The sequence below is a fragment of the Rhabdochlamydiaceae symbiont of Dictyostelium giganteum genome (assembly GCF_964291045.1).
Taxonomy (GTDB): domain Bacteria; phylum Chlamydiota; class Chlamydiia; order Chlamydiales; family Rhabdochlamydiaceae; genus PALSA-1444.
In genome coordinates this window covers 1,277,775-1,301,850 of sequence record NZ_OZ197277.1, presented here as the reverse complement: position 1 = coordinate 1,301,850, position 24,076 = coordinate 1,277,775, and the positions used below count along the sequence as shown (strand labels likewise).

At 39.2% G+C, this 24,076-nt stretch carries 23 protein-coding genes; 15 read left to right on the top strand and 8 right to left on the bottom strand.

The annotated features are described in order from the left end of the window. Positions 1 to 4: 4 nt before the first annotated feature. The 4 genes from ACI7T6_RS04505 (at position 5) to ACI7T6_RS04490 (ending at position 3,604) form a co-directional block, all read left to right on the top strand. On the top strand, positions 5 to 547 hold the full coding sequence (locus ACI7T6_RS04505) for a hypothetical protein (protein ID WP_404665194.1): 543 nt from the start codon (positions 5 to 7) through the stop codon (positions 545 to 547). Between the two features lie 173 nt (positions 548 to 720). Then, entirely contained in the window at positions 721 to 1,419 is a 699-nt protein-coding gene (locus tag ACI7T6_RS04500) for a hypothetical protein (protein WP_404665193.1), read from the top strand. Positions 1,420 to 1,436: 17 nt separating this feature from the next. After that, the gene (locus tag ACI7T6_RS04495) at positions 1,437 to 2,117 is read left to right on the top strand and encodes a hypothetical protein (protein WP_404665192.1); all 681 of its coding nucleotides are present in this window, start codon (positions 1,437 to 1,439) and stop codon (positions 2,115 to 2,117) included. A gap of 158 nt (positions 2,118 to 2,275) precedes the next feature. Further along, positions 2,276 to 3,604 (top strand): IS5 family transposase, encoded by a 1,329-nt coding sequence (locus tag ACI7T6_RS04490; RefSeq protein ID WP_404665191.1) that lies wholly within the window; start codon positions 2,276 to 2,278, stop codon positions 3,602 to 3,604. Positions 3,605 to 3,755: 151 nt separating this feature from the next. Here the strand turns inward: ACI7T6_RS04490 and ACI7T6_RS04485 are convergent, their stop codons facing one another. The 3 genes from ACI7T6_RS04485 to ACI7T6_RS04475 are packed head-to-tail and all read right to left on the bottom strand — an operon-like array spanning position 3,756 to position 5,347. Next, positions 3,756 to 4,637, bottom strand: coding sequence for an ISAs1 family transposase (locus tag ACI7T6_RS04485; RefSeq protein ID WP_404666136.1), 882 nt, complete (start codon positions 4,635 to 4,637; stop codon positions 3,756 to 3,758). A gap of 40 nt (positions 4,638 to 4,677) precedes the next feature. Further along, positions 4,678 to 5,019, bottom strand: coding sequence for a transposase family protein (locus ACI7T6_RS04480; protein ID WP_404665190.1), 342 nt, complete (start codon positions 5,017 to 5,019; stop codon positions 4,678 to 4,680). A 43-nt stretch (positions 5,020 to 5,062) separates the two neighbouring features. Next, positions 5,063 to 5,347, bottom strand: a complete 285-nt coding sequence (locus ACI7T6_RS04475; RefSeq protein ID WP_404665189.1) for a hypothetical protein — start codon at positions 5,345 to 5,347, stop codon at positions 5,063 to 5,065. 522 nt (positions 5,348 to 5,869) lie between these two features. Here ACI7T6_RS04475 and ACI7T6_RS04470 point away from each other — a divergent pair. Next, on the top strand, positions 5,870 to 9,517 hold the full coding sequence (locus tag ACI7T6_RS04470) for an NEL-type E3 ubiquitin ligase domain-containing protein (protein ID WP_404665188.1): 3,648 nt from the start codon (positions 5,870 to 5,872) through the stop codon (positions 9,515 to 9,517). A 411-nt stretch (positions 9,518 to 9,928) separates the two neighbouring features. On the opposite strand, the gene ACI7T6_RS04465 is transcribed toward ACI7T6_RS04470, so the two are convergent. Continuing rightward, positions 9,929 to 10,240 carry a transposase gene (locus tag ACI7T6_RS04465; RefSeq protein ID WP_404665187.1) on the bottom strand — a complete coding sequence of 104 codons (312 nt, stop codon included), beginning with the start codon at positions 10,238 to 10,240 and terminating at the stop codon, positions 9,929 to 9,931. Positions 10,241 to 10,782: 542 nt separating this feature from the next. On the opposite strand from ACI7T6_RS04465, the gene ACI7T6_RS04460 reads away from it, so the two are divergent. Both ACI7T6_RS04460 and fumC read left to right on the top strand, forming a co-directional pair. Continuing rightward, positions 10,783 to 11,118, top strand: coding sequence for a hypothetical protein (locus ACI7T6_RS04460; RefSeq protein ID WP_404665186.1), 336 nt, complete (start codon positions 10,783 to 10,785; stop codon positions 11,116 to 11,118). A 262-nt stretch (positions 11,119 to 11,380) separates the two neighbouring features. After that, positions 11,381 to 12,766, top strand: coding sequence for a class II fumarate hydratase (gene fumC, locus ACI7T6_RS04455; RefSeq protein ID WP_404665185.1), 1,386 nt, complete (start codon positions 11,381 to 11,383; stop codon positions 12,764 to 12,766). Here the strand turns inward: fumC and ACI7T6_RS04450 are convergent. Beyond that, positions 12,763 to 13,269, bottom strand: coding sequence for an NUDIX hydrolase (locus ACI7T6_RS04450; protein ID WP_404665184.1), 507 nt, complete (start codon positions 13,267 to 13,269; stop codon positions 12,763 to 12,765). The two genes, fumC and ACI7T6_RS04450, sit on opposite strands and share 4 nt — an antisense overlap. A 143-nt stretch (positions 13,270 to 13,412) precedes the next feature. Between ACI7T6_RS04450 and ACI7T6_RS04445 the strand changes: the two genes are divergently transcribed. Continuing rightward, positions 13,413 to 13,859 carry a hypothetical protein gene (locus ACI7T6_RS04445; RefSeq protein ID WP_404665183.1) on the top strand — a complete coding sequence of 149 codons (447 nt, stop codon included), beginning with the start codon at positions 13,413 to 13,415 and terminating at the stop codon, positions 13,857 to 13,859. Here the strand turns inward: ACI7T6_RS04445 and ACI7T6_RS04440 are convergent. Continuing rightward, a complete protein-coding gene (locus tag ACI7T6_RS04440) occupies positions 13,820 to 14,842 on the bottom strand; it encodes a 3-deoxy-7-phosphoheptulonate synthase (RefSeq protein WP_404665182.1) in 1,023 nt (340 codons plus the stop codon). The two genes, ACI7T6_RS04445 and ACI7T6_RS04440, sit on opposite strands and share 40 nt — an antisense overlap. 137 nt (positions 14,843 to 14,979) lie before the next feature. Here ACI7T6_RS04440 and ACI7T6_RS04435 point away from each other — a divergent pair, with 137 nt between their 5' ends. Together ACI7T6_RS04435 and lgt are read left to right on the top strand one after the other, a co-directional pair. Beyond that, positions 14,980 to 15,471, top strand: a complete 492-nt coding sequence (locus ACI7T6_RS04435; protein ID WP_404665181.1) for a hypothetical protein — start codon at positions 14,980 to 14,982, stop codon at positions 15,469 to 15,471. 2 nt (positions 15,472 to 15,473) lie between these two features. Next, complete coding sequence (lgt, locus tag ACI7T6_RS04430; protein ID WP_404666135.1) at positions 15,474 to 16,298, top strand: prolipoprotein diacylglyceryl transferase; 825 nt, start codon at positions 15,474 to 15,476, stop codon at positions 16,296 to 16,298. 30 nt (positions 16,299 to 16,328) lie between these two features. On the opposite strand, the gene ACI7T6_RS04425 is transcribed toward lgt, so the two are convergent. Further along, positions 16,329 to 16,706, bottom strand: a complete 378-nt coding sequence (locus ACI7T6_RS04425) for a Rid family detoxifying hydrolase (protein WP_404665180.1) — start codon at positions 16,704 to 16,706, stop codon at positions 16,329 to 16,331. Positions 16,707 to 16,843: 137 nt separating this feature from the next. Between ACI7T6_RS04425 and ssb the strand changes: the two genes are divergently transcribed. From ssb to ACI7T6_RS04410, 3 genes are all read left to right on the top strand, one after another. Further along, positions 16,844 to 17,296 (top strand): single-stranded DNA-binding protein, encoded by a 453-nt coding sequence (gene ssb / locus ACI7T6_RS04420; RefSeq protein WP_404665179.1) that lies wholly within the window; start codon positions 16,844 to 16,846, stop codon positions 17,294 to 17,296. Then, positions 17,296 to 18,765 (top strand): leucyl aminopeptidase, encoded by a 1,470-nt coding sequence (locus ACI7T6_RS04415; protein WP_404665178.1) that lies wholly within the window; start codon positions 17,296 to 17,298, stop codon positions 18,763 to 18,765. Before ssb ends, ACI7T6_RS04415 begins: the two co-directional genes overlap by 1 nt. Positions 18,766 to 18,876: 111 nt before the next feature. Further along, entirely contained in the window at positions 18,877 to 19,839 is a 963-nt protein-coding gene (locus ACI7T6_RS04410; RefSeq protein ID WP_404665177.1) for an RluA family pseudouridine synthase, read from the top strand. Here the strand turns inward: ACI7T6_RS04410 and ACI7T6_RS04405 are convergent. After that, the gene (locus ACI7T6_RS04405; protein ID WP_404665176.1) at positions 19,792 to 21,075 is read right to left on the bottom strand and encodes a peptide MFS transporter; all 1,284 of its coding nucleotides are present in this window, start codon (positions 21,073 to 21,075) and stop codon (positions 19,792 to 19,794) included. The two genes, ACI7T6_RS04410 and ACI7T6_RS04405, sit on opposite strands and share 48 nt — an antisense overlap. A gap of 307 nt (positions 21,076 to 21,382) precedes the next feature. Here ACI7T6_RS04405 and ACI7T6_RS04400 point away from each other — a divergent pair, with 307 nt between their 5' ends. Beyond that, on the top strand, positions 21,383 to 21,811 hold the full coding sequence (locus ACI7T6_RS04400; protein WP_404666134.1) for a transposase: 429 nt from the start codon (positions 21,383 to 21,385) through the stop codon (positions 21,809 to 21,811). 317 nt (positions 21,812 to 22,128) lie between these two features. Further along, positions 22,129 to 23,877 carry a tetratricopeptide repeat protein gene (locus ACI7T6_RS04395; RefSeq protein ID WP_404665175.1) on the top strand — a complete coding sequence of 583 codons (1,749 nt, stop codon included), beginning with the start codon at positions 22,129 to 22,131 and terminating at the stop codon, positions 23,875 to 23,877. Positions 23,878 to 24,076 lie beyond the last annotated feature (199 nt).

Below are 24,076 nucleotides of genomic sequence, written 5' to 3'. Positions count from 1 at the left end.
TTCTATGACATGTAGGGTGTTAATCTGTCCAGATACATTTGAAGCATGGATCAAGATGCATACGGATGATCAAGGCAAAGAAAGAGTAGAAATTCTTGCGCCCAGACTTATCAATCGATTTACTAAATTTGGAATGAGAGTTCCCCAATACTATGCTACTCAGGAGATGAGGGACCAAGGTATTTATAATCTTAAGCTTGATGAGTTAGAGAAAAATCCGGATTTGTTTACCCATGTATTTAAAGAGACGGTGTGTAAAACACAATTATTACAATGTGGATACTATTGGAAAGATGCTGAGGATTACATTGATCCAGCTTCTGAAGCACTTGGACAACGTGAACGAAAAATGCAAATCATGATTGCCGATATGGAGCGGCGTAAAGAGGCAGAAGCAAAGGGTATCAATCCAGTAAAATTTTTCGTTGATGATCTTGCAAGATCCATTGTTGAAAAAAGCGAAGCGGTGTACTTGGCATGTAAAAAAACTAAATTACCTTCCCCGGCTCAGCCTGAAGTACCTTCTTTAGAAGTAGAGGTAGAGTAATCAACAGAAGAGATGCAAAAATTAACCTTGAGTAAAAGAGTAGCTAAGACGGCTTCAAAAACACACCAAGTTGCAAATCATAACACGAGCTTCAAGAATCAACTACATGCCTCCTCAAAGAAAACAACCACAGCTCTTGGTCATTATAAGGTGTAAAGAATAAGGAAATTTCTATGGCGTGTAGGGTGTTAATCTGTCCAGATACATTTGAAGTATGGATCAAGATGCATACGGATGATCAAGGCAAAGAAAGAGTGGAAATTCTTGCCCCCAGGCTTATTGAGCAGTTTACTAGACGCGGTATGGAAGTTCCTCATGAGTATAGAACACAGGAGATGAGAGATAAAAATATTCGATATCTCAAGCTTGATGAGCTAGAGAAAAATCCTGGTTTTTTTACCCGTGTGTTTAAAGAAACCGTATGTAAGACACGGCTATTGTATAGTGGATACTATTGGAAAGATGCTGAGGATTACATTGATCCAGCTTCTGAAGCACTTGGACAACGTGAACGAAAAATGCAAATCACGATTGCCGATATGGAGCGGCGTAAAGAGGCAGAGGCGAGTGGTGTCAATCCTATAAAATTTTTCGTTGATGATCTTGCAAGATCAATTGTTGAAAAAAGCGAAGCGGTATACTTAGCGTGTAAAAAAACTAAATTAGTCTCACCGGTTCAACCTGAAGTACCTTCTTTAGAAGTAGAGGTAGAGCAATCAACAGAAGAGATGCAAAAATTAACCTTGAGTAAAAGAGTGGCTAAGACGGCCTCAAAAACACACCAAGTTGCAAATCATACCACGAGCTTCAAGAATCAACTACATGCCTCCTCAAAGAAAACAACCGCAGCTCTTGGTCATTATAAGATATAAAGAATAAGGAAATTTCTATGACATGTAGGGTTTTAATTAATCCAACTACATTTGAAGTATGGATCAAGATGCATACCGATAATGAAGGCAAAGAAAGAGTGGAAATTCTTGCCCCCAGGCTTATTGAGCAGTTTACTAGACGCGGTATGGAAGTTCCTCATGAGTATAGAACACAGGAGATGAGAGATAAAAATATTCGATATCTCAAGCTTGATGAGCTAGAGAAAAATCCTGGTTTTTTTACCCGTGTGTTTAAAGAAACCGTATGTAAGACACGGCTATTGTATAGTGGGTACTATTGGAAAGATGCTGAGGATTACATTGATCCAGCGTCTGAAGTACTGGGACAAGATGAACGAGAAATGCAAATCATGATCGCCGATATGGAAAGGAGTAAAGAGGCAGAGGCGAGGGGCATTAATTCAGTAAAATTTTTCGTTGATGATCTTGCAAGATCCATTGTTGAAAAAAGCGAAGCGGTGTACTTAGCGTGTAAAAAAACTAAAGTAGTCTTACCAGCTCAGCCTGAAGTGCCTTCTTTAGAAGAAAAGGTAGAGCAATCAACAGAAAAGATGCAAAAATTAACCTTAAGTAAAAAAGTGGCTAAGACAGTCTCAAAAACACCCCAAGTTGCAAATCATACTCAGGGCTTTAAGAATCCACTACATACCCCTCAAAAAAAGCACCCCCAGCTCTAGGAGAGTTATAATGGATAAAGAAGAAGGAGGGGGATTTCTATGCTATGGAGAGTATTTAGTCGGCCCTGATTTAGTCTATTTCTCTATAGAAAAATCAAAATAAGATGCAGAAGATAGGCCTATTTTTTATAATTGTTAGTTTAAAATAGGGAAAATCGATGAAGCCAAAATCGCTTGTTCAAAACCAAGATCAGCTTTTTAAAACTAGATTAAGCCAGATGATCAATCCTAATCACGAGCTTTGTAAACTAGCAGCTTCCATCCCTTGGCAAACAATTGAAGAAGAGTGTGCAGAGTATTTTACAGTAGGAGTTAGCCGCCCGCCTGTTCCTACAAGAGTTGTTGTAGGTATTTTGATTTTGCAAAATACCTACAACTTCTCTGATGAAAGCGTGGTATCAACATGGGTAGAAAATGTATACTGGCAATTTTTTTGTGGGTATGATTTTTTTCAGCAAGATTTTCCTATCCATCCTACAACACTGACTAGATGGCGTCAGAGGCTAGGCCCTGAAGGATTAGAAAAAATTCTTAAGCTTTCTATTTCAGTAGCTGTGAGCACTAAAACAATCGCTCCTGCAGAGCTAAATCAAGCAATTACGGATACAACTGTAATGCCTAAAGCCATTAGCTATCCCGTTGATGCTAAATTGCTTAAACGTAGCTTAGAGAGGATTGTAAAGGAAGTTCATAAAGCCCATATTCCTTTAAAACGGACCTATCTTCGGGTTGCTAAAAAAGCTCTTTTTGAGTACCAAAAATGGAGACATTGCAAAAGGTATAGAAGAGCAGCAACATGCTTAGGGCGTTTAAGAACATATGTGAGAAAGGTGTTACAAGAGCTAGATCCTATTTTAGAAACTTGTCCTAGAGATCTTTTTAAAGAAGTTGCAATTGGAACAAGACTTGTCCTTCAGGAGCGGAATGATACATCTAAAATCTATAGTTGTCATGAACCTCATGTATCTTGTATTGCTAAAGGTAAAGTGGCTAAGCCTTATGAGTTTGGGTGTAAAGTGTGTATTCTTCTTACAGAGAAAAAAGGGATTATCTTAAGTTCAAAAGCATACCCCGCAGCCCCTTATAATGGCCATCTACTTAAAGCTGCCAAGAAAAATGGGGAAGAAAATAGCTCTGCTACCATTAGGCGTATTTTAGTTGATCTAGGATTTAGAAAGCATGATGTGGATGATGCAGAAGTGTTGATAAGTAGGACAAAAAAGCTACCTCGCTCCCTTAAGAAGGTACTTAAGAGAAGGCAAGCTATAGAGCCGTGGATAGGACACATGAAGCAAGATTGTAAATTAGGCAGGTGTTATCTCAAAGGAATCCTTGGTGACCAAATGCAAGCAAGCCTCTCTGCAATAGGACATAATTTTAGAATAATCCTTAGAAAGCTAAGGATTTTTTATGCTCTTTTACAGTTATGGACCCTAAAACTATGGAATGATCACCTACAATTTAAAGCTGACCAAAGATATGCCTAAAAATAAATGAGGATATTTTAATCCTTAAACGAGTAAATCAGGGCCGACTATTTATGTACTTAGATACTTTTGACTCCATAGTCTGCATCCCTTTACGAAATAACTCTTGATATATTTCATGAATGGCGATAAGCAATCCATCCAGGGCCCTTTAATTAGAATTACTTGACACTTTGCTACAGAAAATCGTTGCCAAAAATCCCTTCAGATAGCCGGTTCCAAAACGAGCTGCCCTTCTCACTGAAGCAAGGCCTCTTTCTGGATCAGCAACGGCTGCCATATTCATCGCTAATCTTCTAAACAGTTCTAGGTTCTCCGCACTATTTCCACTATCCATTAAGTTATCATCTTCCTCAAAAATCACATCTGCTATTAAGTAGCATTGATTTTCAATACTCCAATGTTGCTGGATCCATTTTCCAAAATCTTTCGCTGGTGCTTGGTAGCTAGAGAGATAAAATCGTCTGGATAACTCTCCTTCATCTGGGCCACTTTTCTCTCTCTTTGACCTGATTTCAATCAAACAAGCTAGCTTTATCCATTTACTTGCCTGAGGGAGCCAGTCTAACTCTTCTATAACCCTGACTTCCCTAGATTCAATTCGTCCATGCCCTTTATCTAACTCTTGGTAAAATAGGTGTGACACTCCTTCCCATTCTACTGCATGAGCTTGATCGAAAAAATTCTCCAGTTCAGCATAAAGAGATGGTTGGTTGTTTTTTACAGCCAGTAAGTAATCTGCTTTTGCATCGATGATTTTCTCAGCTGTTTCTGGCACAGTGAAATGCGCGTCTCCAGAGATAATTGCGCCCTTTACATCAACTTGCTCTAAAATGATCGGTAATGTGGTCTTTTCTACTGTTTTATCTGGAACTCTCTCTACAGCAAGACAGAGCCTATCCTCAGCAGCAAATAACTCTACGACATGGGTAATGTCACCTAAAAAACTTGCTCCCTTTAATCTTTTACCATCCAGTGCAAGCAGTTGATCTTGTAAGGAACCTGAGAATTTTACTAAACCATTTTTGCAAATAACTCTTTAGGGCTCTAGGAGGAGTTTTAACTAAAAACCATCATAAAGTTCCATGAGAAGGTGAGGAGACATTTTCTCCAAGAATAGATAAAAACCACTCTTGTTGATGGTAAGCATACTCAGCAATTTCTTCAATTGTATTACAGCCACAAAAGAATCCACACAGAACGACAAGAGATAGATACCAAATAGGGTATAAAACTCTCTGTTGGTTACGCCTATAATCTGGGAAATCTGCAAATGAGCCTTTAACAGTACTTGCAAATAGATGAGCATCAAATGTCTTGCTAGCTTCTAGAATTTTAGTATCAATGGGCTGACGCCGTGCCGTGAGTTCCTCCGTGTGAGGATCTAGTATGCCATGTATGCCATCTACTATCAAAATATTTTAGTTAAAGCGCCCTGGCATCCAGATATCATACTTTCTACCAAGATCTTTGACTATATCTCGTCAATTTTCCCCATAATGGTCTAGCTTCTAGATCATTTCCTAATCCCTTGATGATGCCAGCAGCTTCATTTCTTTTTTTCTGCACAGGTTCATCATGAATAATCGCTCCTTGTCTAGAGGAGAGTAAGAAGCTCCTTATTATACTTCTTTGCTTGGGGCTGCATTTTTCACTGTCAGCGATGCCATTTATGAGAGCTCTCTCCTTCTCGCTACCATCTTTTTTAAGTGCTTTTTCAAAATGAGCAGTATCCAAGTTCATACTCATCTCTCACTTCAGCTAAGATAATATCTTGTGTCTTTAAATCCATTACTATATGGAGCTTATTCCACTTAGATTTTCTTCCATATTTAGAAGCTTTGCCACTCTCTTTGCTCCCTACATTTTTAATCCTGTAGAATCTAATACAATTGCCTATGTCTAACAAGGTTTTTAGGAAGAGAAAGAATTTATGCTTTGCCTAGCTACGTCGTGATTGTATGGGATCTCCTTTTTGTGTGATGATAAAAAGTCTAATCTCCCTGCTTCTTCTTTAATCAATAAAAATTTTCCCTATTCCTTTTCTGACTTATGAATAGATTAGCGCAACACACCCAGTCTAAGTACAACCTCCTCATTACCCAATGATTCTATGCAAGAAAAACTATATTTACAAAAAAAAGCTCTTATGAGAGAGTTTAGTATCCTCAATTCACGCCCCTTTTGCTTATTCTTTTTCTGAATTTCCACTTCCAACCAAAACCGTGATTAAAAAGAGGAATTCATTAAAAAATAAGGATTTTTATGCATATTTCAAGTGCCGGGTATCCCCGCTTTTCACCTCTTAATCCTCCACTCAATTTTCATGATATAGAGTTTAGGCAAGCCTTTTTAGCAGAAGAGTTACATCAGCTCACAAGTTTGGAAGGTATTTCTCATGATATTGTGATTAAAGGTGATGTAACCATTGATTCTTCTAATACTCAGGCTTTTGCCCTTTTACAATCCAAAAATGTTAAGATACAAGGTTCACTTTGTTTTCGTGATATATCTCTAATCCCATTACCTGAAGATTTAGAAGTAGAAAAAGATCTTAACCTCTCTGGGTGTAAAGCTCTTACTGTCCTACCAAAGGGGCTTAAAGTAAAGGGGAGTCTTAACCTCTCTGGGTGTACAGGACTGACCTATCTTCCCGAAGATCTAGAAGTAGGACAAGATCTTAATCTTTCTAAGTGTAAAGCTCTTACTGCTGTACCTAAGGGGCTTAAAGTAAAGGGAAGTCTTAATCTCTCTCAGTGTACAAAGCTGACAGATCTTCCCGAAGATCTAGAAGTAGGACAAGATCTTAATCTTGCGGAGTGTAAAGCTCTTGCTAGTCTACCAAAGGGGCTTAAAGTAAAGAGAAGTCTTAATCTTCATGAGTGTACAAAACTGACAGATCTTCCTGAAGATCTAGAAGTAGGACAAGATCTTAATCTTTCTAAGTGTAAAGCTCTTATTAATCTACCAAAGGGGCTTAAAGTAAAAGGGGATTTTAATCTCTCTGGGTGTATGGGGTTGACCTACCTCCCTAAAAATCTAGAAGTAGGAGAAGACCTTAACCTCTCGGAGTGTAAAGCTCTTACTAGTCTACTAAAGGGGCTTAAAGTAAAGGGAAGTCTTAATCTTCGTAAGTGTACAAAGCTGACAGATCTTCCCGAAGATCTAGAAGTAGGACAAGATCTCAATCTTGCGGAGTGTAAAGCTCTTACTAGTGTACCAAAGGGGCTTAAAGTAAAGGGAAGTCTTAATCTTCGTAAGTGTACAAAGCTGACAGATCTTCCCGAAGATCTAGAAGTAGGACAAGATCTTAATCTTGCGGAGTGTAAAGCTCTTGCTAGTCTACCAAAGGGGCTTAAAGTAAAGAGAAGTCTTAATCTTCGTGAGTGTACAAAGCTGACAGATCTTCCCGAAGATCTAGAAGTAGGACAAGATCTTAATCTTGCGGAGTATAAAGCTCTTGCTAGTCTACCAAAGGGGCTTAAAGTAAAGAAAAGTCTTAATCTTCGTGAGTGTACAAAGCTGACAGATCTTCCTGAAGATCTAGAAGTAGGACAAGATCTCAATCTCTCTGGGTGCGCAGCTCTTACTGCTCTACCCAAGGGGCTTAAAGTAAAGGGGGATTTTAATCTCTCTAAGTGTATAGGGCTGATAGATCTTCCCGAAAATTTAGAAGTAGGAAAAAATTTTAATCTCTCTAGGTGCGCAGCTCTTACTGCTCTACCCAAGGGGCTTAAAGTAAACAGGGACTTTAATCTCCGTGATTGTACAAAACTAACTCATTTTCCCTCAGATCTAGAAGTAGGAAAAGATTTGAATCTCACTAGGTGCGCAGCTCTTACTACTCTACCCAAGGGGCTTAAAGTAAAAGGGGATCTTAACCTCTCTTATTGTATAGGGCTGACAGATCTTCCCGAAGATCTAGAAGTAGGACAAGATCTTAATCTTTCTAAGTGTAAAGCTCTTACTGCTGTACCAAAGGGGCTTAAAGTAAAGAGAAATCTTAATCTCTCTGAGTGTATAGTGCTGATAGATCTTCCAGAAGATTTAGAAGTAGAAAAAGATCTTAATCTCTCTAGGTGCGTAGCTCTTACTACTCTACCCAAGGGGCTTAAAGTAAAAGGGGATCTTAACCTCTCTTATTGTATAGGGCTGACAGATCTTCCCGAAGATCTAGAAGTAGGACAAGATCTTAATCTTTCTAGGTGTGAAGCTCTTACTGCTGTACCTAAGGGGCTTAAAGTAAAGAGAAATCTTAATCTCTCTGAGTGTATAGTGCTGATAGATCTTCCAGAAGATTTAGAAGTAGAAAAAGATCTTAATCTCTCTAGTTGCGTAGCTCTTACTGCTGTACCTAAGGGGCTTAAAGTAAAAGGGGATCTTGACCTCTCTTATTGTATAGGGCTGACAGATCTTCCCGAAGATCTAGAAGTAGGACAAGATCTTAATCTTTCTAAGTGTAAAGCTCTTACTGCTGTACCAAAGGGGCTTAAAGTAAAGAGAAATCTTAATCTCTATGAGTGTATGGGATTGACCTATCTCCCTGAAAATTTAGAAGTAGGAGAAGACCTTAACCTCTCGGGGTGCAAAGCTCTTACTGCTGTACCTAAGAGGCTTAAAATAAAAGGAAATCTTAACCTCTCTTATTGCACAGGACTCACTCATCTCCCTGAAGATTTAGAAATAGGAAATAACCTTAATCTCTCTCATTGCATAGCTCTTACAGCTTTATCTCCCACTCTAAAATTGGGAGGGAATTTAGATTTAAGTGACTGCACGTATCTGACATCTTTACCCAATTGGATTACAACTTTAGGCAGCTGTTCTAATGGGGAGGAGCGTACTGTATACCTTACGGGATGCGGGCTCTCACCTGCAGTGATGAGAAGATTGGAAGAAGATACTGTAAATATCGAAGGGATGCAATTTCACTTTTCAATAGGTGCTGCTGATGATTATATCATCGAATTTAGCACATTACTTCCTGCTATTCAGTTTTGGCAAGAAGAAGCTGGAGGGGAATTTCTAGATCCTGAAACAGTGTGTCACAAGCTGCATCAAAATCTCACTGAGGTGCAAGATCATGAAAATCTGTTAACATTTTTGATACGTCTTACAGGGACTGAAGATTATTATAACAGCTCTACAAGGAGTGCTCTTGCAGTCCGCGTACTCACAATGCTTCAACTGATGGAAACAGATGAAACATTTTGTCACCATGCCGCGTTTTTGATCCATCAAGGGCTTTCATCTTGCGATGACCGTGTGATGACAACTCTGGATGATATTGGCTTTTATCAAAAACTCTGTCATTTAGAGCGTCCCTCTATCACAGAGGAAGAGCTTAAAATTGCTGGGAGAGGTTTTTTCCTTTTAGAAAAGCTGAATCAAAACATAAGGAAGTATATCAAGACACTTCGCTTTGTGGATGAAGTAGAAGTGCATATGGCATTTCATACAAGGTTACAAGAAATGCTCCATCTTCCTATTGAAACAAAAAATATGCTTTTTAGACGGTATGTTGATATTTCAGATGAAAAGATCGATAGAGTGGGAGAGGAAGTGTTACAAGAAGAAACAGAGGCTGAACTTAGCGCATTTTTAGCTACGTGGGACCCTTGGATAAGGTATCAAAGAAGAGTCTCCATAATGCAGTGGGATCTTCTTCCTAATATAGAAAGAGCTCTATGTTCTACAGACATTTGTCCTTATCTTCAAGATGCCCCAATAAAACCAATCCTTTATCGGGGCACCCTGTACGATTACGAGGCATTTATTCGAAGATATATTGAAAAGGGTGTGGATTTATATGGAGAGAAAGTCGCGCTTCATCAGCTTTTTCGTATCCATATTCCTCAAGCTCTTCCACCCTCTTTAGAGTCTTCAGAGGAAAAGAGGCAAGACGAGGATTGAAGATAATAGGCTACTGAAGAAAGTTAAGCAGGAAAATCACTCGCTTGACTCTAGCTGTTTGATCTCATAACTCATCCTTGGTTGGTAATTTTTTATAATATAACCCGGCATATTTTGGGATCAAACAGGGTTTGTTGTACTAATGCTGGAAAAACAATATTTTAGAGCAAAAAAATGACAGTAGCTCCCTTTTTCCAGGAACTTTTATCCATATTTTCTAGAAATTACTTTGTTAAGTATGCCTGCTTTGATTGCAACTTCTACTTTTTTCCTCTTCAGACATCATACTTTCTGCTACCGATCTTTGACTGTATCCTGTTAGTTTTCCCCATATTGACCTTAGCTTCTAGGTCATCTCCTAATCCTTTGATGATACGGACAGCTTCATTTCTTTTTTCATACACAGGTTCATCACGAATAATCGCTCCTTTTCTTAAGAGGAGTAAGAAGCTCCTTATTATACTTTTTGGCAAGAGCGTAGCATTTTTTATTGTCAGCGATACCATCCATGAGAACTCTTCCTTTCTTGCTATTTGCTTTTTTCAGGGCTTTTTCAAAGTAAGTCGTATCAGATTCATATTCATCTCCCACTTCAGCTAAGATGATCTCTTGCGTCTTTAAATCCATGGCTATATGGAGCTTATTCCACTTGGATTTTCCTCCATATTTGGAGGCACACCACTCACCAGCTCCATATACTTTTAGCCCTGTAGAATCTAACACAATTGCCCGCGTCTAACAAGGTTTTTAGGAAGAGAAAGAGTTTTCATCCTTCTGCAGAGCTGTGAATAGGAAATCACTTGTATATCAATACCTTGAAGAATAAGGAGAGACCTAAAAAACCCCCTGTGTCTGCCTTAGAGGAAGATTGAATTGGAATCTTAAGCGTCATCATAGCCATGATCAAAAAATTCGAGTAGCTAAAGGGATGGCCCCGTTTTTTCTTATCTTTTACCTTAAATTTTTCATGGGCTGTAGACTCTACCCAGAAATTAACATCTCCTTAGGTTTTCCAAAGATGTGTTATATTCAGACCAGTTACGTCGTAATTTACTTCGTGATCGCATGGGATCTCCTTTTTTTGTAGTAATCAAAAGTATAATCCCATGCTTTTTCTTTAATCAATAAAAAATTACCCTATTTTTTCACCCCATTTTTTTTGATTGTCTATGGATTAATACAACACACCCTGTGGATACTATTGGAAAGATGCTGAGGATTACATTGATCTAGCTTCTGAAGCACTTGGACAACGTGAACGAAAAATGCAAATCATGACTGCCGATATGGAGCGGCGTAAAGAGGCAGAGGCGAGGGGCGTTAATCCTGTAAAATTTTTCGTTGATGGTCTTGCAAGATCCATTGTTGAAAAAAGCGAAGCGATGTACTTAGCATGTAAAAAAACTAAAGTAGTCTTACCAGCTCAGCCTGAAGTGCCTTCTTTAGAAGAAAAGGTAGAGCAATCAACAGAAAAGATGCAAAAATTAACCTTAAGTAAAAAAGTGGCTAAGACAGTCTCAAAAACACCCCAAGTTGCAAATCATACTCAGGGCTTTAAGAATCCACTACATACCCCTCAAAAAAAGCACCCCCAGCTCTAGGAGAGTTATAAGGGATAAAGAAGAATGGGGGAGATTTCTATGCTATAGAGAGTATTTATGTGCCTAGATGTCTTTGATCTCATAGTCTGCATCCCTTTGTTAAATACTCTTGATACATTTCATGAATGGTGATGAGCAATCCATCTTGTCTATTGAGTGCTTTAGAGACCTTTGAATCCTCTTCAACTTTCATAATTTATAAATAAAAATATTGATTATTCTTTTTTAACCCGTTAATAAGGAGATAAAAAAGAGAGGCAATATGGAAGAGATCTTTAGAGAAGAGAGCGATAGCTTAGGGTCTATTTGGGTTAAAGCAGATAGGTATTGGGGAGCTCAGACAGAGAGGTCTTTGAAAAATTTTTCCATTGGGAAAGAAAAGATGTCAATCGAAGTGATCCATGCCATTGGGGTGATTAAGAGAGCAGCTGCTGAAGCAAATTATCAATTAGGGTTTCTTTCAGAAGATAGAGCAAGAGTGATTATAGGTGTGTGTGATGAGCTGATCCAAGGAGAGTTAGATAAACATTTTCCTCTCTCTTTATGGCAAACAGGATCAGGTACTCAAACTCATATGAACGTCAATGAAGTGATTGCTAACCGCGCCATTGAAAAGAGTGGGGGCGTGATGGGATCTAAAACACCTATTCATCCTAATGATCATGTGAACTGCTCTCAATCTTCTAATGATGTTTTTCCAACCGCCATGCATATTGCAGCGGTTAAGCTCATTCATGAGTGCTTAATTCCTCACTTAGAAGAGTTTTTAAAAGAGATTGAAGAGAAGAGCGCCGTGTTTAATGATGTCGTTAAAGTGGGAAGAACCCATCTCATGGATGCAGCTCCTTTAACAGTTGGACAAGAGTTTTCAGGGTATGGGGATCAGATTCGGTATGGACTAGAGCAGCTTTATCACGCGCTTGAGTCTCTCTATCCGCTTGCATTAGGCGGGACAGCAGTAGGTACTGGACTTAACTGCCCAAAAGGGTTTGATGAGCTTGCCATTCAAAAGATTCGGGAGATGACAGGGCATCCCTTTAGAGCAGCTAGAAACCGTTTTGCAGCGCTAGCTTCTCATGACCCTTTAGTGCAGATGAGCGGGGTATTAAAGCTCTTAGCCACAAGCTTTATGAAAATAGGTAATGACATCAGATGGCTCGCTTCTGGCCCTAGATGCGGTCTGGGAGAGCTGATTCTTCCTTCTAATGAACCAGGCTCTTCCATCATGCCAGGAAAAGTGAACCCCACACAGTGTGAAGCGCTTACTATGATCGCAGCCCAGGTGATGGGAAATGATGTGACAATAGGCATTGCAGGATCGATGGGAAACTTTGAGCTCAATGTCTTTAAACCTGTCATCATTTACAACCTCTTGCAATCCATTAGGTTACTAGGAGAGGGAATCAAGAGCTTTCATGATCACTGCTTCAAGGGGATTGAACTCAATAGAGTAAGGATTGAGAAAATGGTGGAAAATTCTTTAATGGTAGCTACTGCCTTAAATCCCGTCATTGGATACGATAAGGCGGCTAAAGTGGTTCAAATGGCGCATCAGGAAAATATATCTCTTAAAGAGGCAGCTTTTAGGCTTAAATTTCTTAGCTATGAGCAGTTTGATCAAGTTGTAGATGTGAAGAAGATGGTTTAATCTTTTACTGAAGGGCTATTAAGATGAATATGTATTTTCGTTAATAAGAATCTTATCACAAGAAGTGGGTGACGTAGCAGCGTCTTAAAAAGCTTAAGGTAAGTGATTTGGGTAAGCTTTTTTTGAATGAGGGTGGGAGAGAAAAGAAGAGCATCTTCAATCCAATCTGGGTAAGGAGGGGGCATATGTGAGGGGAGTTCGCCTAGCTTAAAAAACTGAATATCTGCTGTTTCATCTGTCAGTGTCAGTGTTCCAGATAGGAGTGTCATTTCAAAGAAATGGGTGTATCTCGTTAACTTATTAAGAGGGGAGTACTCTCCAATTTTTCTTTTAATGGTCGTTGTTAAGCCAGTTTCTTCTTGCATCTCTCTGACTGCGCACTCTTCTGGAGACTCTCCTGGATCGATCCCTCCCCCAGGAAGGACCCAAACAGGAATATCGCGCCGCTTAATCAGAAGCACTTGATCTTGATGCATTAAAATACAGACAACAGAAGATGACATAGCTTAAAGTTTTAACTGAAATAGAGCTCTTTTGTCTACCCAATTTAGGTTTTAAAGAGAGGTTTTTCTTTATAAAATGCGGCTCCTTTGACATAGAAAAGAGAAAAAAAGGTACAATGCCCTCTTTTTCATAAGGATTAAATATGCGAGGGATTTTCTCGATTTTTCTCATGCTGGGTTTAATGAGTAGCTGTCAAAAATATATCCTTTCTTTACAGCAGATCCCGATCACGCAAAAATCTTTAGCTAGCTATCACATTAAAAGCCCAGACCCTAGACAAGAAAATCCCCCGTTTGGGCAGCAAATTGTGATGCAGTGGTCGGTTCCTCCAGATCTTTTAGAAAAAAAGCCGCAAATTGTGTTTCATGTTATTTATCAAGACTATACAGAAGAGCGCATCACCTACCCTCTTGAATACAGAAGAGGAACAAAGCTCTTTTCCCTTCTTAATGAAGACTATTTAGCAAAACGGGGCATTTTAACGTATAAAGCCAAAATTTGTTTAGAAGATGGAACGGTCTATAGAGAGTGGAAACATCAGCTATGGGTTCATCTCATTACGCTTGAAGCAATGCACTCTGAGGCGTAAAGAACAAGCTTTTCAGTATCTTTCCAGCTCATGCAAGGGTCGGTAATAGATAGGCCGTATTTTAGATTTGAAGGGTCCTCGAGTAGTCTTTGAGCCCCTTCTTCTAAGTGACTCTCCAGCATCATCCCTAAAATGGGGGATCTATTTTGGAGATAGTTTTCTAGCACTTCAAAAAACACAGCTTTCTGCCTATCTACATTTTTTCCTGAGTTATCATGCGAGCAATCAATCATGACGCCTTGAGGAAGATGATTGCGCAAAAGTTCTTCTTGTAAAGAGGCAACGGTTTGAGCGTCATAGTTAGGGCCTAAGTGAGACCCTCTTAACACCACATGAGCAAATGGATTTCCAGCTGTTTCAACAGCTGTAATAAACCCATCTTCTCCTATCATCGGGAAAGACTGGGGCTCTCTTGTGGCAATGACAGAGTGAATTGCTTGAGAAATGCTCCCTTCTGGGCTATTTTTAAATCCGACAGGAAACGGTAAATCAGACGCTATCTCACGGTGAGTTTGAGAGGCAGAAGTTCTAGCTCCAATAAATCCCCAGGTGATGAGATCAGAGAAAAACGGGAGAAGGAGCGGGCTTAAGATCTCTGTTGCAATAGGAATGCCCCATTTTGTAAGGGTGATAAACAGTTCACGCGCTTCTCTAATCCCTTTTTGTAAATCGTTAGATCCATCAAGATTTGGATCATACACAAACCCTTTCCACCCTAAAGTGGTTCTTGGTTTTTCAATGTAGACCCGCATGATGCAGACACACTCTTTTTCCACACGGCTAGCTAATAGCTTAAATTTTTTCGCATAGTCAAGCGCTGAGGGAATATCATGGATAGAGCATGGCCCAAAGATGAGAGCAAGTCTTGGATCTTTCTTAGACAGTACATGACACACCGTTTGTCTTTGAGAAGAGACGGTGTATTGATGAAGGGGAGTTAAAGGAAGCTTTTGCTTCAAGAGGGTAGGGGATATCAGATTCATCAGAAGATGATCATGACAAATTTTCCTTTTGGAAACAACAGTAACTTTTTGTTAGAGGGAAGTGTGAATTTTTTTATTGTCTTTGCTTTGTTGATTTTGAAGGTGTTACACGGTATACTGGAATTTTGGAGTGTTTTATGAAATTGAGTGCAACAAAATGGACCGTGATCTCAGGGTTTACATGGCTTATTATGGGCTCTTTGCTTCTTTCGAAGGGGCTAAAATGGATCTTACTCTGCATGATGACTAATAAAACAGATGGCATGATGGGGTGGTTTATGGGAGAGAGTAGAACATCTCATGATGCAGGAATGATCATGCTGTGCATAGCTCTAATTGCCGGGCTCATTAAAGGAAGAGTGATCCTGGCTAAAACGGTGAAAAGAGTTGTGAGTAGACTCTATCAGCAAAATGCGCTCCTCTCTTTTCAAGAGGCGTATGATAAGAAGTATTTTATCATCTTAGGATTGATGATGGGACTTGGGATGAGTTTTCGGTTTATCCCCATTCCTTCTGATATCAAAGGGTTTATTGATGTAACAGTTGGCTCTGCGCTCATTCACGGAGCGATGATTTACTTTAGAGAAGCAATTAATCACGTGCAAAAACCTGTGATTAAAGGGGACTAACTCTGCTATTTGCTTACCTGTATTGGGACCCCTCTCCTGCGATTTTCCCTTGGAATATCCCTATCTTAGACCGTCCGCTTCTGTGGTACGGCGCTTTTTTTGCTCTGGGGATTATGCTCGCGCACCAAATTCTACTTTCTCTATTTAAAAAAGAAGGGAAAGGGGCGTATCATGAGGGAGATACGTTTACACTCTCTCTACTTCTAGGCATTATTCTAGGGGCTAGACTGTTTGATATCCTCTTTTATCAAGGATGGATGGTCATGAAGATGCGCCCTTTAGCACTTCTCTATTTTTGGGAAGGGGGGCTATCAAGTCATGGAGGAGTAATTGGACTCATTACTGCGCTGATTTTCTATCAAAGAAAACACCGCTCAGTTACCCTTTTAAAGCTGCTAGATTATCTCTCTGTCGTGGCAGGGCTTCCAGCTGCTTCCATTCGGATGGGGAATTTTTTTAACCAAGAAATCTTAGGGAAGGTCACAACAGTGCCGTGGGGTATCATTTTTGGTCACCCCATTGATGGGTCCTCTCCTATACCAAGGCACCCTGTACAGCTTTATGAATCTGTTTTTTATTTCGCTCTTTTTGCTGTGATGATGACGCTTTATCATCAGAAAAAACTTCCGCGTGATGGAGCGCTCTGCGGCCTTTTTGTGACATCTGTTTTTGTTTTTCGGTTTTTGATTGAGTATTTCAAAGAAGAGCAAAGCGCTATCTTTTTAGGAAGTGTATTCACAATGGGACAAATTCTATCTATTCCCTTCATCATCGGAGGGCTCATTTTGCTTAAAAGAAAGTCTACAGAAAAATTCCATTCAGTTTAAGGTTTTAAGAGATATCAAGAAAGGCGTGTGTTAAACACACGCAATACAAGAGATTTCAATGAGCGCGTCAAGAGGGAGTTTAGCTACTTGCATGGTTTGTCTTGCAGGTTTAATCTCGCCTTTAAAGCATTCTGCATAGAGCGCGTTCACAACCGAAAAGTGCGAGAGGTCTTTCAGATAGATTTCAGATTTCACAACATGATCAAAGGAGAGGTCAGCTGCTTTTAAAATCGCTTCTAAATTCGCAAGTACTTGCCTCGTTTGCCCTTCAATAGTTGTAGATTCCACCTGTCCTGATACCGGATTAATCGGGATTTGCCCTGAAATAAAGAGGAATCCCTTCGAGAGAATCGCTTGAGAATAGGGGCCAATAGCAAGAGGGGCGTTTGTTGTTTTAATTTCTTTCATGGTCCAAGAGCCTTCTTAAGGTTAAAGCTGAGCGCATGCCTGTTAATATTCTCTTATATCTCGAGAAAATTGTTATCATGATTCTATTGCTCGTTGTATAATGTAGAGAAAGTTGTATTTAATGTGGAGAGTTTAAAATGAATCATACTATGATCGCTGGTCATTTGGGATCAGATCCTGAGGTGCGTTTCACATCATCAGGCCAAAAAGTCACAACACTTCGCGTGGCTGCTCGTGCCCGTAAAGGGTCAAAAGATGACACCATTTGGTGGAGAGTTTCTGTCTGGGGTGAGCAGTTTGATAAAATGATGACTTACTTTAAAAAGGGAAGCTCCATTGTTGTCATGGGAGAAATTCATAAACCTGAAATTTTTACAGACCGGGATGGAAAACCTCAAATTTCAATGAGTGTGACAGCAACAAGCATTTCCTTTAGCCCTTTTGGAAAACCTGATCACTCGAGCGGAGATTCAAGAGAGAGCGCTCCTTCAGCTTCTTCAGAATCTTCTTTTGGATCAAGCCCTGAACAACCTAGCTACGGACAATCAAAATCTACACCGATGTTCTCAGATGATGAGGTACCGTTCTGATGCATTTTTCTCATGCTCCTTTAATAGAAAATAGGACAGATGCTGATTGTATCATCTTACCTTGCTTTCAGTTAGAAAAAGGGATTGAGCCTTTAACCCCTTACTTTGCAAAAGAAATTGAAGCGCTTCTTGAGAGCGGCGATTTTCTTGCTAAAGAAGGAGAGGTTACAACCCTTTATCTTGATTTAGAAAAAGAGAAGAGATTAGTGCTTCTTGGATGCGGAAAAAAAGAAGAGTGCTCCTTAGAATCTTGGCGAAGAGCTATCGCATCTGCTGTTAAGCTTGCAAGACAGAAAAAATGGAAAGCGCTGAACATTTACACCCCTTCTGAAGAAGGAGCTGCCTCTGCGATTACAGAGGGTGTATTCCTCACGCACTACACCTTTGATGCGCTCAAATGTGACACGCTTAAAAAAGAGGCAAAAGCCCTCCTTGAGTCGGTGTGTTTAGTGGGAATATCAGAAGAAGTATTTAAAAAATGTCAAAGAGCCTTTCTCATCACAGAATCAGTCAACTTTACAAGGGATCTTGTGAACGGCAATGCCGATGACATCACCCCGCAAAAGCTAGCTTCTGTTGCAAGAGAACTTGCAGCTTCTTATCCTGTCCTTGAAACAACAGTCATGGGAAAAGAAGAGATGAAAAAAGAGGGTCTTGGGCTGATTTTAGCTGTTAATAGATCCTCTGTGAGAGATCCTGCTTTAATCACCGTGAAATATCAAGGAAACCCTAATTCTAATACCTATACAGCGATTGTTGGAAAAGGGATCACCTACGATACCGGGGGGCTTAACTTAAAGCCACGGGGTAGTATGGAGACCATGAAAGACGATATGTCAGGAGCTGGATCTGTTTTAGGAACCCTTAAAGCAGTAGCTAGTTTAAAACTTCCTGTCAATATCATCGGAGTGATCCCCTCTACAGAAAATAGCATTGGATCTAACAGCTATAAGCCAGGAGATGTCTACAAAAGCTATAGCGGTAAAACAGTTGAAATTGCAGATACCGATGCAGAGGGAAGACTTGTTTTAGCAGATGCCATTAGCTATTTAGAAGCGCACTATCCAGTGAGTCATATCATTGATTTAGCAACGCTGACAGGTGGGGTTGTGGTCGCTTTAGGAGAGCATGTGACAGGTCTTTTTAGTAACAACCAAGGGCTTGCAGATGCCTTAACAACATCTGGAGAAAAGGTGTATGAAAGAGTATGGCGCCTACCGCTTTATGATGAATATAAAGAGTCTTTAAAATCATCCATTGCAGACATTAAAAATGCAGGGGACCGCAAAGCTTCTGCCATTAACGGCGCTTTATTCATTCAAGAATTTGTGAAAAAAGAGACCCCTTGGGCGCATTTAGATATCGCAGGAACAGCATATTTAAGTACTCCGCATGGCTATCACACAACTCCTGCAACAGGCGTGGGTGTGAGACTCCTTGTTGAATACTTTTCTCAAAACGGCTCTTAAAGCTTGATAGAGCATGCATTAAATCCTTGATAGGGTTTTTAATGCATGCTTTCTTTTTTTAAAGAGACCTTAATATAACTCTTAAAACTTACCACCTCAAGGCTTTTATCCATGTTAAAAAAACAACAAGAAAAACGAGATTTTAAATCCCGTCATCCCCATAAAAAAGGGTACGGATCAAAGCGGTTCTCTAGATATTTGGAAGAAGAGTCTTTAGAGCAAAAATTTACCGTGTCTAAGAAAGAGCATGGAATGACGCTACTTGCTTTTTTACGTGATAACTACAAAAAACCCCCTTCTGTGAAAGCCCTAAAGCGGTGGGTTGAGGCCAAAAGATGCACCGTTAACGGCAGGCTTGAAACCTTTTCGACTCACCCTTTAAAAACAGGGGATAAGGTTGTGATCATCCAAATGGAAGAGGTAAAAGCGGTCATTAAGCCGGTTTTACTGTGGGAAGATGAGTGGTTAAAAGCGTATGATAAACCAGCTGGCATGGTGTCTGATGATCCTCAGTTAGAAGGGTATCTTTTACATCGCCTTGATAAAGACACGTCAGGCGTGATTCTTTTGGGTAAGAGTCAATTTGCGATTGAAAAAATGATCGAAGTGTTTCGTCAAAAGAAGATTCATAAAACTTATCTTGCCATCGTAGATGGAATTGTAAAACTTCCTCAGGGAGAAATTGTCTCTCACCTTGCTCCTAAATTCCGTTATGAAGGGCAAACAGTGTATCACTCGGCTCCTCAAGGAATGATCTCAGAAACTCACTGGAAAAAAATCGCTTCCGGGGATAAGGCGTCTTTGGTGGAGTGCCATCCTATTACAGGAAGAACACATCAACTAAGAGTTCACATGAAAGAGATGCGGCATCCGATTTTAGGCGATCATCAATATGCAGCTGTGTTTCAATCAAGCTATAAACCTCTTCGGCATCTTTTACACGCCTATAGCGTAGCTTTTACCCATCCTATTACAGGACTTAATGTAGAAGTGACAGCTGATCTTCCTCCTGATTTTACTGAGGCTTTAGAGATCCTCCATATGGGAGAGTTTGGTGAGCCTTTTAGCCATTAAGAGTAAGATGATGGCTGGGATCCAAGAGAGGTAAATAAATATCTCAAAAAAAGAAGAGAGCTCTTTCATCGAAGACATCCACCCTGCCATGATGCCTCCTAAATAAGAGGCAATTCCTAAGCAAAGATACCAAATGCCTACAAGCTGCGCGGTGTATCTAGGAGGAGAGAGCCTTGTCACAAGCGAGAGTCCAATAGGCGCAATCAGCATTTCAGCAAGGGCCATAAAAGCAAACGCGGTGATGAGATAGCTTGGGCTAATGGAGTCAGATAAAGATCCTGAGGGGATTTGCAAAGCTCCTTGTCTCATCACAAAAAAGCAAAGGCCCATAGCGATTAAACTGAGCGCTGTTTTCAAAGAAGGGGAAGGGTCTTTCTGGTATTTGGCGAGCAGTTTATAACAAAAGGCTAAAGGAAAAGCTAGCAGAATCAAATAGAGTGTCTCAAGAGAGAGAAACCAAGAAGTTGGCACCTCAAAATTTCCTATCATTTTATCGGTATACCTTAGCGTAAAAAGGGTCATCGAAGACCACCCTTGAACATAACACATCCAAAACAAAATTGAGATAAAAGAGAGGATGCAAATCACTGCAATACGCCCTTTTTGCACCTTTGTTAAAGAAGATGTATCTTCCTTTTCTAACAAAGAAGAAGCATTACTATGCATTTTTAAAAAATGAGGCAGCTTCATCACCTTTAAAAAGATCAACAGTCCAAGAAGCTGAATCAAAGCGGCAAGTATAAAAGCTTCTCTCCAGTACCCTTTATGGCCAAGCGCTCCTAAAATAAACGTCGCTAAAAACACGCCCACGTTAACGGCTGAGTAGTAAATGGAGAATCCTCCCTCTCTAAGCTTAGGGTAGTTTTGATAAAGGCGGCTTAAAAGGGTGTAAATGCTGGGCGTAAAAATACTAGCTCCTGTTGCTGCAAAGAAAAGTCCTGTATAAAGAAGGGGTAATACTCCTGTAGAAAGAAGAAGGCATCCAAAAGCTGTAGATAGCGATCCTACGATAACACTTTTTTGATAACTGGTTTGATCAGCAATATACCCTCCAAAGAGAGGTAAGATAAACGCAATACCTGTAAATATGCCGTAAAGATGCGTTGCCTCTTGATCTGAAAACTTATAAATACTCACCACATACAGCACGAGGAGATTGCCGATTCCCCAAAAAGCAAACCGCTGACACATTTCAATGAGGGATAAGATGTACATCTCTTTAGGCTGTGTTTTCATAAAATGGTTCCCTAAACATAGGTCTATTAAATCAACAAAAGCACTCTCATGCCTTTAATCCATGACATACAGAACGGCTTAATATTAAGGTAGAATATTTTTTAGATGAGCTAGATGTTTTCTAGAGAAAAGCTTAAAAAAAGAGAGTTTTTTATTGATTAAAGAAAAAGAAGGAAGGTAATATTTTATATTAAAAAAGGAAAATGGATGCTAACTCCCAACACTCAAGCTGTAGATGAGAAAACATTAGCGAATGCGCTTAAAATTACTGTTTGGATAGATCCTCTAAGCTTTAAAAGATTTAAAGATTCCTAAGTCTAAAAAAAATGGCCACCCTTTTACCTATCCTGACTCTTTGATGCAAAGGGTGCATATGTTGCAAATGCAATTTAATCTTTCTCTAAGAGCCTCTGAAGGGTTTTTTAGATCTATTCTAGATTTTCAAGATGCACCTATAAAATCCCCTTCGTATACACAGCTATATAGAAGAGTGAAAACTTCCCCTCCTGAAAATATGATGGAAAGAGATACAGTCACAGATATTGTGTTAGATAAGAGAGGTCTTAGGCTTTATGGGAAAGAAAAGAGGAAAGCTTTTAGACCAAATGTCACAATAAAGTGGAATAAGCTCTACTTTATGACCGATAGAGAAACAGGAAGCATTCTCCACGCTGAAATCAAAGATGAAAAGACGCTAGAATATTATTTACGTAAAACAATAGAGGGAATGCAGTAATGTAGTCTTTGAAGGGGTATTGACACTCAAATACTTGGAATGAGTAGGGGATTTATAAGACTTCTAGAGAGTATTTTTAGAAAACCCCTATAGATTTCATATCTATCAAACAATTTATTTATTCGTGTGCTAGAGCTTGGCAACAAGGTTTAGTTCTTTCATATGTTGCAAAAAATTAAGTCTTAAGCAATAGGGGCTATTTCTTAAGGCTAAATCATGATTCAATCCACATGATTTTTTTAGTTCAAAAAATCTCGATCAAATATAGTATTATCGTTAATATCACAATATTTATTGAAAATTTTAGGAGATAATCAATGGAGATTTCTAAAAGAATTTTAAGTGAAGTAGGGCTAATCAAGTGTTCTTTGCACCCTTCTCACTCTTCAAGTCAGAAAACTAGGCTCTACTCTCTATCACTTGTCACTTCAGATACTCTTACTAAAGTTCAAGAAGCACTTGAAAGAGAGCTTTATAAAGGGAGAAAATATGAAGGGGATATTTCTCAATTAGGTCAAGATCTTCAAACTAAGTTATACCTCTTAAGAGAAGGGAACGGCTTTAGGCTCATTTCAAGAGAAGAGGCTTTTCAATTGCAAGTGAGTTTAAATGAGAAAGAAGATAGCGATACTCAAGAAAGCAAGCTAGTTTCTTATACCATTCAGTCATCTGATTTCCTCAAAGAGCACTATCAAATGATCAAATACCATGAAAAAGAGTTAGAGAGTGCCTTAACCCTAAAAGATAAAGTAGGAGAAGGAATTACTTATTGTAATTTAGGAAATGTGTATGACGATTTAAGAGAATACCATAAAGCAATCGAATATCACGAAAAGGCTTTGAAGATTGCTCTAGGATTAAGAGATCAAATAGGAGAAAGGAAAGCTTATAACCATTTAGGACAAAGCTATTATGACTTAGGAATGTACCAGAGGTCACTTGAATATTATAAAAAGACTTTAAAGGTTGCTCTAGGGCTAAAAGATCAATTAGGAGAAGGAAGAGCCTATGAAAATTTAGGAAAGAGCTACCAAAGGTTAGGAGAATATCATAAGGCTATCAAGTATCAGGAAAAGGTATTAAAGATCTCCCTAGAGCTGAAAGATCAAGTAGGAGAAGGGAGAGCTTATGGTAATTTAGGAAATGGTTATGAGGGTTTAGGAAAATTCTGGAAGGCGGTTAAGTGTTATAAGGAGGATTTAAAGATCTCCCTAGAGTTGAGAGACCAAATAGGAGAAGGGAGAGCTTATGGCAATTTAGGAAATGGCTATAAGGAGTTAGGAAAGTACCGTAAAGCAATCAAGTATTATGAGAAGTCATTAAAGATTTTCCTAGAGCTAAGAGACCGAGTCAAAGAAGGGAGTCTCTATTGCAATTTAGGAAATGGCTATAGGGAGTTAGGAAAGTGTCGTAAGGCAATCGAGTATTATGAGAAGTCTTTAAAGATCTCGCTAGAGCTAAGAAATCAAGTGTGGGAAGGGGGAATTTATTGCAATTTAGGAAATGGCTATCACAGGTTAGGAAAGTACCATACAGCAATCGAATATCAGGAGAAGGCGTTAAAGATCGCGTTAGAGCTAAAAGATCAAGTTGGAGAAAAAAGAGTCTATAGCAATTTAGGAATTAGCTATCACAGGTTAGGGGAGTACCATAAGGCAATTGAATATCATGAGAAAGTTTTAAAAATCTCATTAGGATTAAGAGATCAATTAGGGGAAGCAAGAGCTTATTGTAATTTAGGAACAAGCTATAATAATTTAAAAGAGTATCATAAGGCAATCGAACATCACAAAAAAGTTTTAAAGATTTCATTAGGATTAAGAGATCAAGTAGGGAAGAGAAGAGCTTATAGCAATTTAGGAACTAGCTATCACGATTTAGGAGAGTATCTTAAAGCAATCAAGTATCATGAAAAGGCTTTAAAAATTGCTCTAGAATTAAGGCATAAAGTAGAAGAAAAGAATGCTTATTCTAATTTAGAAAAAGCCCGTAAAGCTTTAATAGAGCATCAAAAACAGGAAGAAAACGACAATCATTCTTTGGACAATGAAAGGGTAAAAGTATAATGGTATGGAAAATTAGGACCATTTTTTAAGGACTTTTAAGCTTATAATCTCCCTAAAAAAGGAGACAGAAAATGTCCAAAAAAAGACGAATTCATTCAGCCAAATTTAAGCTTAAGGCTGTCATGGGAATCTTAAAAGGTGAAAAAACGGGTGGCTTAAGCTAGCAGGAGATTTAGAAGTTCATCCTTTACTTCTTGCT

Excerpts from the sequence above, each read along its gene's own strand:
- ACI7T6_RS04505 (WP_404665194.1), top strand. The coding sequence starts at position 5 with ATGACATGTAGGGTGTTAATCTGTCCAGATACATTTGAAGCATGGATC.
- ACI7T6_RS04500 (WP_404665193.1), top strand. The coding sequence starts at position 721 with ATGGCGTGTAGGGTGTTAATCTGTCCAGATACATTTGAAGTATGGATC.
- ACI7T6_RS04495 (WP_404665192.1), top strand. The coding sequence starts at position 1,437 with ATGACATGTAGGGTTTTAATTAATCCAACTACATTTGAAGTATGGATC.
- ACI7T6_RS04490 (WP_404665191.1), top strand. The coding sequence starts at position 2,276 with ATGAAGCCAAAATCGCTTGTTCAAAACCAAGATCAGCTTTTTAAAACT.
- ACI7T6_RS04475 (WP_404665189.1), bottom strand. The coding sequence starts at position 5,347 with ATGAACTTGGATACTGCTCATTTTGAAAAAGCACTTAAAAAAGATGGT.
- ACI7T6_RS04470 (WP_404665188.1), top strand. The coding sequence starts at position 5,870 with ATGCATATTTCAAGTGCCGGGTATCCCCGCTTTTCACCTCTTAATCCT.
- ACI7T6_RS04460 (WP_404665186.1), top strand. The coding sequence starts at position 10,783 with ATGCAAATCATGACTGCCGATATGGAGCGGCGTAAAGAGGCAGAGGCG.
- fumC (WP_404665185.1), top strand. The coding sequence starts at position 11,381 with ATGGAAGAGATCTTTAGAGAAGAGAGCGATAGCTTAGGGTCTATTTGG.
- ACI7T6_RS04450 (WP_404665184.1), bottom strand. The coding sequence starts at position 13,269 with ATGTCATCTTCTGTTGTCTGTATTTTAATGCATCAAGATCAAGTGCTT.
- ACI7T6_RS04445 (WP_404665183.1), top strand. The coding sequence starts at position 13,413 with ATGCGAGGGATTTTCTCGATTTTTCTCATGCTGGGTTTAATGAGTAGC.
- ACI7T6_RS04440 (WP_404665182.1), bottom strand. The coding sequence starts at position 14,842 with ATGAATCTGATATCCCCTACCCTCTTGAAGCAAAAGCTTCCTTTAACT.
- ACI7T6_RS04435 (WP_404665181.1), top strand. The coding sequence starts at position 14,980 with ATGAAATTGAGTGCAACAAAATGGACCGTGATCTCAGGGTTTACATGG.
- ACI7T6_RS04425 (WP_404665180.1), bottom strand. The coding sequence starts at position 16,706 with ATGAAAGAAATTAAAACAACAAACGCCCCTCTTGCTATTGGCCCCTAT.
- ssb (WP_404665179.1), top strand. The coding sequence starts at position 16,844 with ATGAATCATACTATGATCGCTGGTCATTTGGGATCAGATCCTGAGGTG.
- ACI7T6_RS04415 (WP_404665178.1), top strand. The coding sequence starts at position 17,296 with ATGCATTTTTCTCATGCTCCTTTAATAGAAAATAGGACAGATGCTGAT.
- ACI7T6_RS04410 (WP_404665177.1), top strand. The coding sequence starts at position 18,877 with ATGTTAAAAAAACAACAAGAAAAACGAGATTTTAAATCCCGTCATCCC.
- ACI7T6_RS04405 (WP_404665176.1), bottom strand. The coding sequence starts at position 21,075 with ATGAAAACACAGCCTAAAGAGATGTACATCTTATCCCTCATTGAAATG.
- ACI7T6_RS04395 (WP_404665175.1), top strand. The coding sequence starts at position 22,129 with ATGGAGATTTCTAAAAGAATTTTAAGTGAAGTAGGGCTAATCAAGTGT.